11 protein-coding genes and 1 pseudogene are annotated in these 14,701 nt (G+C 33.9%); 6 read left to right on the top strand and 6 right to left on the bottom strand.

Annotation, left to right across the window (positions count from 1 at the left end):
- The first annotated feature begins 150 nt into the window (after positions 1–150).
- The 4 genes from MKY94_RS02320 to MKY94_RS02335 are packed head-to-tail and all read left to right on the top strand — an operon-like array spanning position 151 to position 6,612.
- Positions 151–1,023, top strand: coding sequence for a response regulator (locus tag MKY94_RS02320; protein WP_342577932.1), 873 nt, complete (start codon positions 151–153; stop codon positions 1,021–1,023).
- The gene (locus MKY94_RS02325) at positions 1,014–2,063 is read left to right on the top strand and encodes a HEAT repeat domain-containing protein (protein WP_151111471.1); all 1,050 of its coding nucleotides are present in this window, start codon (positions 1,014–1,016) and stop codon (positions 2,061–2,063) included. The genes MKY94_RS02320 and MKY94_RS02325 overlap by 10 nt, the downstream gene beginning before the upstream one ends.
- On the top strand, positions 2,063–3,484 hold the full coding sequence (locus tag MKY94_RS02330; RefSeq protein ID WP_151111469.1) for a glycosyltransferase: 1,422 nt from the start codon (positions 2,063–2,065) through the stop codon (positions 3,482–3,484). The genes MKY94_RS02325 and MKY94_RS02330 overlap by 1 nt, the downstream gene beginning before the upstream one ends.
- Before the next feature lie 5 nt (positions 3,485–3,489).
- Positions 3,490–6,612: a hypothetical protein gene (locus tag MKY94_RS02335; RefSeq protein WP_340844047.1), complete on the top strand. Its 3,123-nt coding sequence runs from the start codon at positions 3,490–3,492 to the stop codon at positions 6,610–6,612.
- 164 nt (positions 6,613–6,776) lie between these two features.
- Here the strand turns inward: MKY94_RS02335 and MKY94_RS02340 are convergent, their stop codons facing one another.
- The gene (locus tag MKY94_RS02340) at positions 6,777–7,814 is read right to left on the bottom strand and encodes a PTS sugar transporter subunit IIC (protein WP_144540036.1); all 1,038 of its coding nucleotides are present in this window, start codon (positions 7,812–7,814) and stop codon (positions 6,777–6,779) included.
- Positions 7,815–8,376: 562 nt separating this feature from the next.
- Positions 8,377–9,114, bottom strand: coding sequence for a metallophosphoesterase family protein (locus tag MKY94_RS02345; protein WP_342577933.1), 738 nt, complete (start codon positions 9,112–9,114; stop codon positions 8,377–8,379).
- Between the two features lie 205 nt (positions 9,115–9,319).
- Between MKY94_RS02345 and MKY94_RS02350 the strand changes: the two genes are divergently transcribed.
- Positions 9,320–10,435 (top strand): hypothetical protein, encoded by a 1,116-nt coding sequence (locus MKY94_RS02350; RefSeq protein ID WP_144540032.1) that lies wholly within the window; start codon positions 9,320–9,322, stop codon positions 10,433–10,435.
- Between the two features lie 51 nt (positions 10,436–10,486).
- Positions 10,487–11,143, top strand: coding sequence for an SMI1/KNR4 family protein (locus MKY94_RS02355; RefSeq protein WP_144540030.1), 657 nt, complete (start codon positions 10,487–10,489; stop codon positions 11,141–11,143).
- Between the two features lie 339 nt (positions 11,144–11,482).
- Here MKY94_RS02355 and MKY94_RS02360 read toward each other — a convergent pair whose 3' ends face one another.
- The 4 genes and pseudogenes from MKY94_RS02360 to MKY94_RS02375 form a co-directional block, all read right to left on the bottom strand.
- Positions 11,483–12,412 carry a HAMP domain-containing sensor histidine kinase gene (locus MKY94_RS02360; protein ID WP_342578646.1) on the bottom strand — a complete coding sequence of 310 codons (930 nt, stop codon included), beginning with the start codon at positions 12,410–12,412 and terminating at the stop codon, positions 11,483–11,485.
- A pseudogene (locus MKY94_RS02365) lies at positions 12,401–13,003 on the bottom strand (response regulator transcription factor); the annotation flags it as partial. The pseudogene MKY94_RS02365 and the gene MKY94_RS02360, both read right to left, overlap by 12 nt.
- Before the next feature lie 34 nt (positions 13,004–13,037).
- Positions 13,038–13,595, bottom strand: a complete 558-nt coding sequence (locus MKY94_RS02370) for an rRNA adenine N-6-methyltransferase family protein (protein WP_342577934.1) — start codon at positions 13,593–13,595, stop codon at positions 13,038–13,040.
- A gap of 315 nt (positions 13,596–13,910) precedes the next feature.
- On the bottom strand, positions 13,911–14,597 hold the full coding sequence (locus MKY94_RS02375; protein WP_340844052.1) for a VTT domain-containing protein: 687 nt from the start codon (positions 14,595–14,597) through the stop codon (positions 13,911–13,913).
- Between the last annotated feature and the right edge of the window lie 104 nt (positions 14,598–14,701).

Raw genomic sequence — 14,701 nt, forward strand, 5'->3', positions numbered from 1 at the left:
TTACTAAGTGTAGGAACTATGTAAGGGATACATATAAAAGAAAATTTTAAATTGTCTATTCTTCAATAAAATGGGTATATAAATGGTAAAATTATATTATTTGTAAATAAAAATTAATTAATGGATAATATTTCTAAAAGAGGTGAAGGAATGAGCTTAACTAAAAATAGGAGTGAAGCTGGGTCTCAACAAAATTTTACTCAAATTAAAGAATTCTTTAATGTATTAAAAGCTAATGTCGTCCGCTCTCGCACAACTATTACTGCAGTTTTTTTATCGGCTTCTTTAAAGGAAGAAATATTTCAGCAAAATGATTTAACTTCATATTTAGGCAGCAAGATTAGAAAAACGGATTTTCTTTTTGAGTTAATTGAGCCAAACAACTGGTGTATTATACTATCTCAAAGTGGTGAAGGAGAAGCGCAAGCATTTCTTAACAGATTATTTAAAGATTCAAAAATAGTGTCGACCTCAACTCTCTATGCAAGTGTTGTAGAGATAGGAAACAATCGTGTAGATTTTGAAAAACTGTTAGAGGTTGGAGTAGGGGCTCTAAAGGAAGTAATTAATCGCGGTGGCTCCTTTGAAGTTAATTACATACAGGATTTTAAAGAAAAAGATATGGAAAAAATTAAGATAAGTATATTAGAGGAAAATGAGATATTCCGTAGAGTACTTAGCTCATCGTTGGAAAAGATGAATGTGGACTATTTCGAATTAGAGATTAAAGCATTTTCCGATGGCTATGAGTTTTTAAAATCTGATTGGTATTTTACTAGTCATACGCACATTATTATTATGAATGATATTTTACCGAGAAAAAATGGCTTGGAAGTTTTACATACGGTTAAACAGCTCCCTAATAGTCAGCGTTTTATAACCTTCATGATGACTAAGAAAAAAACCGAGGAGGACATGCTCTATGCCTATGAAATAGGGGTAGATGAGTATTTAATAAAACCTTTTAATCTTAGGTTATTTGAAGCACAAATTAAAAGAACCTTTGAAAGGCTATGGCTATGATTCAGATATCGATTAAGTTTGTCCTTCTGCTTATCTTTCTATTAACCCTGATATTAATATCAATTGGATTATATTTAATTTTTAAGAGAATAAGAGAAGTAAAAGTTAATGGGAAAATTGAGTCTTATGTTCACGACTATGAAGGGGATTGGCATCGCTTTTTAATAGACGGGATACCTTTTAACAAGTATCTCATTCCTCGCAGTAGAGAAGAGATAATGGGCATAGAAGAAATTTTTGCTACATATTTAAAAAATCTCTCTAACGAATCTATACAAGATAAAATCAGTGAATTTTCCAATAGATACCTAAAGGATTACTATAGCGTTCTTTTGCATAGTAAGAGTTGGAGCAAGCGAATGAACGCTATGTTTCGTATAGAGGATTTTAGGATTAGTTCTCTTCAAAAGGATTGTGAAAAGCTAGGTAGAAAAAGAATTTCAAGAGAAGAATACTTTCAGCTTTTAAAGATATATTCGCTTTTTAATAAGAAATTATTTTTACAACATATGTTAGTCAGTACTGTTCCTCTATCAGAATATGAGTATAAAAAGCTTCTTTTAAATCTCACACCAGAGCTAATAGACAACTTAACGGATAAAATAGGTGATTTACCTAAGACTTGTCGCTACTCCTTAATTGAAACGATGGGACTTAAAAGAGATATTGAGTATTTACCTCATTTAGAAGTGCAATTGAAGCAAGAGGATGTAGAAATTCGTATAAGGTCCCTAAGGGCAATTTATGAAATTGGAGTTATTATAAATCCGGAAACTTATTTGCCGTTTGTGAAATCTCCTATTTGGGAGGAGAGATTAATGATTGCTAAGCTTTTTCAGCTATTACCACTATCCTACACGTTACCCCATTTACAAATATTGTTAGAGGACGAGTCCTGGTGGGTTCGATCACAGGCTGCCAGAACTATGATGAATGATAAAAATGGGAGAGAGAGTTTGGAGGAGTATATAGAAAATTCTAGTGATCGATACGCAATTGATATGGCCTATGAGGCACTAGGGAAAGGACAAAAACCATAATGGGCTTAGCTAATATTCTTGAATATATTCTATTATTTTTTGCGGGAATAATATTATTTTATATGCTTATCGTTATTTTAACTTACAGTATTATGCTATTAATGGCCTTCCACCAGCTAAGAAAGCAATCTAAGCTGGACAAGGATGAACTAGACGATGATTATATTGATGTCATCTATTCAAAGCCTGTGTCTATTATTGTGCCCGCATACAATGAAGAAGCGGGTGTAATTGATAGTATACATTCTCTCTTGAGCCTACGTTATCCACAAACAGAGCTAATAGTAGTCAATGATGGCTCTACAGACACTACACAACAGAAAGTAATCGAACAATTTAAAATGAAAAAGATAAAAAAAATTATAAGAGATCAGCTTACTACGGAACCTATACTAGATATTTACCAATCCGATATTCACCCTAATTTACTGTTAGTAAACAAGAAGAATGGGGGAAAGGCAGATGCGTTAAATGCTGGCATCAATGTAGCGAGGTATCCTTATTTTTGCTCCATAGATGGTGATTCTATACTAGAAGAAACCTCTCTGTTGAGGGTGATGAAGCCAATTATTTTGTCTAACGGCGAAGTAATAGCGACTGGAGGGAATATCCGTATAGCTAATGGGTCAGATATTCAACTAGGATCTATTTTTAAAACCGGCCTATCCGATAATTTCTTGGTTGTCATGCAAGTAGTTGAATATTTGAGAGCTTTTCTTATGGGAAGAATTGCTCTTAGTAAATTTAATTTGGTACTAATTATATCCGGAGCCTTCAGTGTTTTCTCCAAGCAATGGGTCATAGAGGCTGGAGGATATTCCAAGCATAACATTGGAGAAGATATGGAATTGGTTGTTAAGCTACATCGCCTATTAAAGGAAAGAAATTCTAAGAAACGTATAGAATTTGTTCCAGATCCGGTTTGTTGGACAGAGGCTCCACAAGATTTAGCTACTTTAAGAAAGCAAAGAAGAAGATGGCATCAAGGTTTAATTACAAGCCTATGGAAGCATAGAAAGATGACCTTCAATCCAAAGTACGGTGGGATTGGTATGATTTCTTTTCCTTATTTCTGGATTGTTGAATGCTTGGGGCCAATTATTGAGCTAGGTGGATATGTATATATTATCTTTGCCTTCTTTTTAGGAGACATTTATTATGAAATTGCTATTTTACTCTCCCTATTATTTGTGGTTTATGGGGCAATTTTTTCAGCATTATCGATATTATTGGAGGCATGGAGCACAAATACATTCCCAAAAGTGAGAGATGTCTTTCGGTTAATTGTTATCTCCCTCACAGAAATTTTTTGGTACAAGCCACTAACTCTATTTTGGAGATGTGAAGGAATTGTCCATTTCATGCTAGGGAAAAATGTGTGGGGAACTATGCAGCGTAAAGGTCTTTCTCAGAAAGGATAGTGGAGATGAAACGATTTTATTTAGTTTGTGTTATTATTCTCTTCATCTTACTTCTACCAATTATTCTTTGGTTTATAGAGCCAGCTAATAAGATGAGTATAGCTATCATAGATAAAACGGTACCAGATGAGTCTTATCGAGAGCATTTAGGGCTTACTTGGCTATTGAATCATTTGAAATATTCAAATGGCAACGATGAATATGATGCTACATCAGACTACTATGGGTATATACCGAACAAAAAAGAGGGGCAAACACGACAATTACCCAAAGATTACTCAAATTATGACGTGATTTATTTGGCAGATACTTACGGTGTCTATGAGGGTAGCAATAAGGTGTATGGAGGACTTGAGCAAGAGGAATGGAATCATATTCTTGAAAGACTAAATGATCAAGAAAAAAGCTTGTTAATTGCCGAGTTCAATACTTTTGCATATCCTACCGAGCCTAAAGTTAGAGAGAGTATAGAAAATTATCTAGGACTCAATTGGACTGGGTGGACAGGGCGATACTTCGCAGATTTGGACCCAAAAAGCAATGAAGAGATTCCTAAGTGGATGATTGACGCCGTAGAAAGTTGGAACTATAAAGGCGGAGGTTTTGTTTTAGTAAATGACAAAAATGAAGTTTTAGTTTTAGAAAGTGATAAACATTTTGGGGAGAAAGGAATTCAAGTAGCCTTTACGGAGACTGGGGAATCAAAGTTTGACCTAGAGCAAAGTACAGATTACCAATATTGGTTTGACATTGTCCTTCCCAAAGAGGGTGCAAAGGTTTTAGCTAACTATCAATGGGATCTAACAGAGGCTGGTAAGAGTTTACTAGAGGAGTACTCTATACCTACAGAGTTTGCAGCAGTTTTGGAGAAAACACATTCGCATTCTTCCAGTTATTATTTTGCAGGAGATTTTAATGATGTTGCAAAGGTACCGTCTTTTTATCAGCTGAAGGGTCTTTCTCATATCTATAACTTAGCAGAGAGATTTGCGGAAAATGCTTTTTATTGGTCCACATATTTTCCTATGATGAAGGTTATATTAGAAGACTTCGATACAAGTGAGGAAACCGTAATGGAAACTGACTTACGCTATACCGCAAGAATTCAGGGTGAGACATTTGAAGTGTTTGAGAATGACAAGTGGACTCCTTTAACAGTCAAGGGAGTAAACATTGGTATGGGAAAACCAGGCTACTTTCCAGGTGAAGCTGCCATCACTGAAGAAGAATACTATCGCTGGTTTGAACAAATAGGTGAAATGAACGCGAACATGGTACGTGTTTATACACTGCATCCACCAGGCTTTTACAATGCCCTAAAACGCTATAATGAAGAACATGACAATAAAATCTATGTGCTACACGGGGTCTGGATCAATGAAGAAAAGCTCGAGGAATCATTAGATGCCTTCGATGAAGAAAATTTAAAAGATTTTCAAACAGAGATGAAGACCATTGTGGATGTTATTCATGGAAACAAAACAGTGAAGGAAAGGGCTGGTCATGCTTCAGGTGTATATACTGCAGACGTTTCTGAGTATATCGCCGGATGGGTGCTTGGAATTGAGTGGTATCCCTATATGGTGTTAAATACGAACGAGAAGTATAGCTCCTTAGGAGAATATAGCGGTACATATTTTGAAACTCAGGGAGCAAAGCCATTTGAATATTGGCTAGCGGAGCAAATGGATACTATCGTTAAGTACGAAAAGGAACGTTATAACTGGATTAGACCTATGAGCTTTACAAATTGGGTGACAACAGATATTTTAGATCATCCTGCAGAACCTGCTGAGCAGGAAGACTTAGTAGGAGTGGACCCAAACGTAATTTATACTAAAAATGAAATGAAGCTAACTAACCAATTTGCTTCATATCACGTATATCCTTATTATCCGGACTTCTTTAATTATGAAGAATCTTATCAAACTTTTGTTGACCATCGTGGAGAATTTAATAGCTATGCTGCATATTTAAAAGAATTGCATGAGGCACATCGTCTCCCTGTTTTAATAGCCGAATTTGGGGTGCCTGGTTCGAGGGGGCTAACACATAAAAACCCATTTGGGTGGAATCAAGGATTCCTTTCTGAAGACGAGCAGGGAAAAATAATTAGCCGTCTATTTGAAGATATCATGGCAGAGAAGCTACTAGGTGGTTTGGTTTTCACCTGGCAGGATGAATGGTTTAAGCGAACTTGGAATACAGTTGACTATGATAATCCAGATAGACGCCCTTATTGGTCTAATGCTCAAACAAATGAGCAACAATTTGGTTTGTTAAGTTTTGATCGACATAAAGTAAAAGTGGATGGAGAAACGGATGAGTGGGAAGTAGAGCCTCTATATAAAAAAGAAGATGGAAGTATCAACTCTTTATATGTGGACCATGACGAAAGGTACCTTTATCTAAGGCTTGACTATGAGACCAAAAATGATGGATATCCTATCTTCCTTTTGGATATTGTTCCTGATCAAGGGAATACAAAGATTAACGGTATATCCGATCTTTCTTTTAATAACGGCATAGATTTCATACTAAATCTTAAGGAAAGTGAATCTAGACTGTTGGTCGATAAATATTATGATTTTTTCTCGTATCAATATGGTCATGTTTTAAATTTACTTAAGCCAAAGCCAAGTACCACTTCACTAGATAGCGGTGAATTTGTAGTAGAGCAGTATGCCTTAAACAAGGAATTATACTTGCCTCAACAAAATACTACACTTCCCTTTGAAGCCTATGAAGCTGGTAAGCTGAAAAAAGGTAATGGAGACCCAGAAGCCGATGATTATGATTCTTTGGCCGACTATTATATAGCGGACGGTAAGATTGAGCTTAGAATCCCCTGGCTATTAATACGTGCAAAGGATCCAAGTCAAAAAGAGTTTACTGGTGATTTATATAGGGACGGAATAGAGGCAAGCAAGTTTGTGGATGAAATATATATAGGAGCCTTATTCATGGACAAGCAGGACAGTATTCAAGATACGTTGCCATCCATGGAAGCTGGCAAGTTGCAGACTTTGAAAAGCTATAAATGGGATAACTGGGATTTACCAGAATACGAGGAACGTTTAAAAAAATCCTATTATACAGTCCAAGACTTGTTTGATAGTTATAAATAAATAAAGAGAGATAGCATAATCGCTATCTCTCTTTTTATTTTTTAGTCATAAACGTTAGTAGATGTCTGATTCAAATAGGATAGCTCTTTATGATTGAAAAATAGTATGATGCTGATAGGAGTTTAATTCTAATTAAGTCACACAAAAAATCCTCGTATGTACACTTATTCAAAATCTAGCTTGTAATCCTGTGATTTAATCATTTTCAGCTTACGAGAAAACAAATATATCAACCCAATATTTAATGCAATGGGAAGAATCAGAAAAGTACTCAGCATAATTGCAGTATTCTCTAGGTTCCATCCGCCCTCAGCTAGATTTATGTAATTTAAAGGACCAATAAGACCAGATAATCCAAAGCCGGCACTCATCGGTGTACCTTGTATATTTAAAGCTCCTGCTAATCCACCTAGGATGGCAGCTGTTATAATCATTGGAAAAACAATTTTAGGCTTCATAAAAAAGTTGCGCATTTGTATTTTAGGAGAACCAAGCACGTGTGCTAGTGCAGTACCTAGGTTATTTGCTTTGTAGCTAGCAATTGCTAGGCCGACACCTGTGGCTACAATCCCTAAATTAGCTGCCCCAGAGCCAATTCCAGATAGCATAATGACAGTTGCAACACCAACAGTTGATATAGGAGATAAAATGATAAGACAAAATGCAACTGCAATTACTGCTCCCATAACAACTGGTTGTAAGGTTGTAAGATAAGCGATGCCATCACCTAATAAGCCTGTTGATTTTTTCATGAACGGCAATAGATTGTAACCAATCAAACCTGGAAACAAAATAGTTAAGGTAGGGATTAAAAGAATCGCATAAGCTTTCAGCTTATCTCCGATAAATTTCACAAATAATACCGCTAATGCAGCTGTTATACCTGTGTTCAATACCACTCCTATACCACTTAAGGCAAACAAACCATCTGCTGTTTTTGTAATGGCCCCGCTTCCAACCATAGCAGCTAAGCCAACGCTAGCTGTTTGAATAGGAGTCAGCTTAAAGGTCATTCCAACCATCACCCCAATTAAAATAGAAAGCATACTCATTAGATATACAGTTATATCGAATATTGGCTGTAAAACAGGAAAGTGTGGAATTAACAATTTTAGCATTTCGCCAAGCAATGCATTTGGTATTAGGGCTACCACAATTCCAATACTCATACCAGTAAGTAATTTACTTATAAAATCTTTCATTATCGCTGTCTCCCATCCTTACAGATTGTTGTTAATTATAAGAACTATTCAGAATAGGGTCAATACACTTTACTGATTTAAAGTGAAAAAGCATTAATGAGTATCATTAAAATACTATTAATTAACATTTAATTGATATAATCAAAGATGAATTAAAATAAAATGAGGCTCGGACAAAATCCACCTTAGAAATTCAAGAGTCCCGGAAAATTTACTATAAGTAAATTTCCGGGACTCTTTTCTACTACTAAGTCGTTGTTATCCGTTACAGCGGACGCTTTCCTGGGGGTACGAGTCGAGCCTGTAGTCTCTCCCACGCGCGTGTCCCCTAAGAGTCGCCGCCTTTGCTCCGAACAACTAAAATTCTTTGATATCAAGTGAAAACTGTATATAATCTCAGATATAAAAGAGAACATCTTTAGTTAAATTAATATTTACCAAAACGGAATTCATTCAGAACAAGGTATCCTTATAGTTATGGATTATTACAAGAATTAACTCACTGCCTCTTTACTTAGCTTCAAGGGATTAGTGTTTAAAATATAATTTGTAACATGAGCGCTTATTCTCCTACATAAAATAATTTAAAAAGTATTTCTCTTTGGGGAACATCTAGCAACTTAAATTTTTCCAGAAATTCTCTTTTGTCATAATTTACATGGTGAATAGTAACAGTTGTTTTGCCAGTTGAAACGTCAATAATTGCATAAGGAGCAGTGCTTCCTTTTGATACTCCGAGAGCTCCTGGATTTAAATAGATCTGCTTGTCATTTGAGAAAAAATGTTCAGGATGATGATGTCCAAAACAGATTATGTCTGCTGGATATGATTTAAACATTTTCTCCATGTTTTCTAATGTGGCATCTAAAATGGTGTAAAAGGGCTCATCCTTTATATTGGCGAATCTCTTTTTTTCTTCTATATGATAATGAATGCCGAGAATATGCACTCCATTTATATTTTTTTCAAGAATACGTGGAAGATTCTTAAGTCTGTCTGCATTTCTATCGCTTAATTGGTCAGCTATCCAATGATGATGTTCGCGAGTATGCTTATAGCTATCTGGATGACCTTCTCCTATTTTGAGAGATAGTACAGCCTCATCATGATTACCTGTAATCATTCGGATATCAGGTCGAGAAAATAAAAGATCTAGCACTTCGTTTGTATCTGGTCCCATTGCAATCATATCGCCCAAGCACCAGATTTCTTCTATATCTGATCTTGCATCAATATCCTTTAAGGTGGCTTTCAGTGCAAGTCCATTTCCATGGATATCTGTGAATATGGCAATTTTCATAGCTACTATCTCCTATATTTACATAAATTTTTCCTTCTTTTTTATTATATCAAATAGAGATTAGGGGGCATTTAGCATTCATAAAAGAATTAAATAAATTGACCGAAAGGGATATAGAAAATATGTTAAAATAAGTATAAACGAATTTACAGAATTTTTAAATATAGATCGCTGATTAGCAACTAAGGTGGGGGGATAAGATGATATGAAATCTAAATTGATAATTTTAGGAGTAAGCCATGCATATCAGCTAGTTTCAAGAGAATGTCAACCTGCCGTTTATCGTGCATTCTTTGATCGAGTAAAGCCAGATTTAATAGGAATAGAAAGAAGTCCTGAAAAATTTGCCCGATTAGACTTTCAGGATTTTACTTATGAGCAGCAGGAAATTATTTTACCGTATGCGCGACAAAGGGGAATACCTGTTTTTCCCTTTGATTGGAATGCCTCCCCAAATGATCAACAATTAGCACTCGGTATAAATGATATTGATCAACCAGCATTTGTCAGAGGAGAAAACTCTTTTAAGAAATTTGTATCTTTTCCTAACTTAAAAGAAGACTTCTTTTATTCCGAAAGAAAAGAAGTCATTAAACAGATGAATGAGTGGATTCAAACGAAATCATCAGGGGAAAAGGATTTTTCAAGAAGACTCTTTCAGTATAGAACTTATATGCAGGCAATGAGTATTAAAGCCATAGCCAAAGAAAATGCAGGTAAAACATTATTAATCATTGTTAACCACCTACACAAGAACGATATAGAAAATATATTATTTAACAATCCATCCGTTGAGATTATCCAACCTTCCAAATTTGGCTACCCATCAGTAGAGGAAATCAAAGAGCATATAGAGGTAAAGGATGCGTTTGCTATTTGTTCCTTTAATATTTTAGGCTTGCAGTCAGACTATGGAGTAGATGTAAAGTGGGTAGAAGAAAACTTAAACATATTAAGAGAACATGATTATACAAGTGAAGTAAAGCTAATAGAGACTAAATTAGAGCTATTAAAGGAAACAATTACGGAATCCGAGGCGATAAAAAGATACATTGAGCTTGAGAAGGAGTTAAACTACTACCAACGCTTTACCTACACAGGGGTGAAGGATAAATCGAGAATAGATTCTTATTTCGATCCCTTTGGTAATTTATCTGTAAAGAACCGATTAAGAGTAGAACTTGGTAAAAACTTTTATAATATAAAGCAAAAAGATAAAGTTCAGGTTTTAAAAGAAGAAATATTAAATATGAGTAGCTTAACCATTTTTCAAGAAAGACAGCTAGAGGCCTATTGGAGTATGTATATTTCAACCATTTAAAAAGATAACCCTTTCGTTTATATAACGAAAGGATGATAGGATGTTGTTACTTTGAATAATTTAATGTTTAATTCCTTTCAACAAAAAGAAGACATTGAAAGGAACTTGAAGCAAATCAATTTAGAGTATGAAAAAATTAAAGACTATGTAGACTTTGAGGTATTCTTTTTTGAACAATTAGGTAAGTATCAAGTGGGCTATAGTTTCGATTTAGAAGGAAATTCTCTTATAACCGGTGAAGAGGGTTCCTGGGATGATAACTGGATTGTTATTGCTTATGAAACGCTGTGTGGTGATCCAATTATTATAGATTTAAATGAAGAAGGTTACCCAGTGTCATTATTGTTGCACGGATTAGGGAGTTGGGGAACTGGTAGTTTCATAGCGAATTCAATGGATTCATTCATAAATATTCTAAAAGAAATAAAATGTTTTCTTGAAGAAAGAGAATTAATATTAGGAAAGCAATCTTTAAAGGTAAATGATGTAAAATCACTATTAGCAAAAATAATAGCAAAAAATAATTTCTCTGATTATGAGATATGGGAGTCATTATTAAACCCTTTGTTCATTATTGCCGAAGAATATGAAGAAGCAATGATGTACAAAGTGAGAGAAATGAAAACAGCTGGAATGAAAATCACTGAAATCTCTTCTTTACTTAATATCCCGACTAAAAATGTATATGAGTACATGAAGAAAAATTAAACACTACATTCAAATAGTCAAAAAGGGACTGCAAAAAAACTTAATTGATTAGTTAAGGATAGATAAAACCAATAAATGAAAAAGGCTATGTTAAAGTTAGTTTTAAAAATGTGCATAAAAAATGAGCTGGGATATGTATCTCCAAGCTCATTTTATTTTACTAAGGCAACCGTTAGTATAAGTGCGTTCTTTCACAATCCAGTTTAACTATTTGGAAATTTAGCTATGAATAGTATTAAGACTATAATTCTTCATCATAAATCAACTTTCACCATTCCATTTTAATAAATCCACTAAAAAAATTCGAACAATATCCAGTTCGCCGTTTCCCATAAGAAATTATTCTTTAATGATATTTTCAATTGTAAAGGTTAACCAACCTTCTCTATAATTAGCATCAATTGTTCCACCATGAAGCTCTATAATCCTTTTAGATATGGCAAGTCCAATACCAGACCCTCCATCTTCCTTCCTTGCCATATCTCCTCGATAAAAGCGTTCAAATAATTTATTAACGTCTTGTACTGGTAAGTTCTCTACTTGATTGGATATAGTAAAAATAGCTTTTATGCCAACTATATGAAGATCTACTTTTAATATAGAGGGTTTCTTGCTGTATTTTATAACATTCATTAGAAGATTATCATAGACACGCACTATTTTTTCAATATCCATCGATACGTGTATATCTTCTTCAGTTATCGATTTTTGAATGTCCAGACCTTCCTTTTCTAAAATTGGCATGTATTCTCCTAATATTTGTTCTAATAATCCGCCTAACTCAACTTCAGTAAAGTTTAATTTTAGATCAGGACTTGTAAGTTTGGTGTATTCAAATAGTTCATTAATAAGTTTGCTGAAATTTTGTGATTTAGAATAAATGGTTTCCAAATAATCATATAATTGTTCGTCATCTCTATATTCTTTTTTTCTCAACAAATCTACATATCCAATGATAGAAGTTAAAGGTGTACGCAAATCGTGAGAAATATTTGTAATAAGTTCATTTTTTGCACTCACTATTTGCCTCTCATGTTCGAACTTACTTTTCAACTCTTTTGACATATAGTTGATATTTTTAGCAAGTTGACTTAACTCATCATTTCCCTTAATTTCAATAGTAGTACCCAGTTTTCCATTTGCAATGGTTTGAACACTATCTGTAATATGTTGAAGGTATTTTATTTTTCTACGAATCATTACTAAAAGACTTATAATAAAAGTTAAGATAACAGTAGTTATCCAAATAAAATAATATATATGAACCATTACAGTGTTATCAGATTTAAAGTAATTCTCTTTCCAAACAGCTTCATATATTTTCTCGACGCTTAGGACAATGCCCTTATTACGTGCGAGAAGTTCAAGGATATCAAATTCTTTTGGTGTAAGCCTTACTTCGCTACTCTTAATCCACACTTGGCGAGTATCTGTATTTATCGTTAAATCAACAATTTTAATAACACTCTTATTACTTTCTGTTTCAATATTATATTTTTTATACCTTCTGAGTTGAGATTTGACCCTGGCTATTAATTCTAATGGGTTAAACGGTTTGCTTAGATAATCATCTGCACCAGAAACCAGCCCTTTAATTTTATCGATATCCTCGGATTTAGCTGATAGCATGATGATAGGCATATTACGTGCTTCCCTAATTTTCAAACATGCCTCGATTCCATCCATTTTAGGCATCATAATATCCAAAATAATCAAATCATAATTATGGGCTTCCAATAATTCCAATGCTTCTAGGGCGTCGCTCGCCTTGGTTATTTCTAGCCCTTCATTTTCTAAATAGATGGAAATTAGATTTCTAATTTCTAGATCATCATCAACAATTAAGACCTTTCCATTCAAATCAATTCACACCTTCTATAAGATTCTCCATATATTAATTACTACAACCGAATACATATGCTGGGGGAATATTTCTATACTCACGTGTTATATTAATATGCTTAAAATAGTGACCAATAAGTCCTTTCTTAAATAATGTATATTGGAAAGTAATAAAAATCCCATTTTTCCTTAACAGATTTTTCGTATTAATTAATATATCTCTTGAGACACTTTTTGGCAAACTTGCAAAAGGAAGACCAGAAACTACATAATCTAGATATGGGATATTAAAGTCCTTTGTATACTTGTTGATATCCTCAGCAGAACCATGAATAATAATCAGATTCCTTTCGTACTTATACCTTTCTTCTAATAACATACAAAACTCTTTATTGCTCTCAATCAACATAACAACCGTATGTTCAATTCTGCTTTTAATAATCTTATTTGTAAAAACTCCTGTACCCGGACCCAATTCTACGATGTATTTTGCATTATAAAAATCAATACTATCTACCATTTTTTCCGCAAGATAATTTGAACTTGGCAAGACTGCACCAATCTCCCTAGGGTTTAATAAATATTGAAAAATAAAACTGAAAGCTCTCATGTACACTATCACTCCATAGGTTTGAATTTTCTACCGCTTTAGAATACATTTCAAACCTAAAGAAACAGTAGGAAAAATACTTAAGAATCCTTAAGATTTTTAAAGTACATAGTGATTAGTTTTATTAGATGTAGAGAATTTGTCATATTACCATTTTACGAAAAACAACTTCTACCTTTACCTTTAGCAGAGCCATTAAAAAAAGAGGGTGGCCGGAAATTAGTCACAGCCATCCTCTTTTTAAGTTTTTTGAAGATGCGTAATAAGGAGACCCAATGTTGCAAGAGAAATTGCGCTTTTCATATGCGCGTATGATTACTCACTATTTTCAGACTCAGCAAGTGGCTTTCGTTTATGCTTTATGTGCTTAAATACGTAATATAAGGCAATAGATACAAATATAATGCCTAAAATCAAATATTCATCTAAATCTGCAGACAAAATTCCAGCGGGGATTAGAGCAAGCACAAAGAAGTATATGAAATTACCAACTGTTGTTGCGATGGTAAAAGGAAAAATTCGTAAAGTACTTAGCCCACCTAATATATTCACCAGGCTTGTTGGAACGAAAGGAAACAGTCTAGCTTGAAAAACGTAAGCAAATCCATTTACGTCTATTTTTTCAATTACTTTTGTATTAAACTTATGAATAATCATACTTTGGAAAATGTATCGAACTCCATAAAAAACAATGATGGAAGCAATAACACTAGTAAACCAGCTCCATAAAAATCCGTTTATAAAACCAAATAAAGTAATATTAATCGTTATAACTAAGATTAGAGGAAATACAGTAAATGAATTTTGAATAAGCATGACCAGTCCCATGAAAAATAAGGCATAGCCAATGTTTTTGTCTAAAAATTCTTTTGCTTTATCTACATCTCCTTTTAAGAGAATATTGATCAGGTCTTGGTTAAATAGGAAAAAGAATAACAGGAATAGAAATCCGCCTAATAGTATCCATTGTTTTTGTGAGAGATTTACTTTTTTCTTTTTCATAACTCACCTGTTCTTTCTAAATTGAAATAAACCTTATTTTATTCCCTCATCGTACCATTTTCTGCTCGTTATCTAAACTTTGATGTACCGCTATTTTACTATAA

This window comes from Psychrobacillus sp. FSL K6-2843, assembly GCF_038626375.1.
Classification (GTDB): domain Bacteria; phylum Bacillota; class Bacilli; order Bacillales_A; family Planococcaceae; genus Psychrobacillus; species Psychrobacillus faecigallinarum.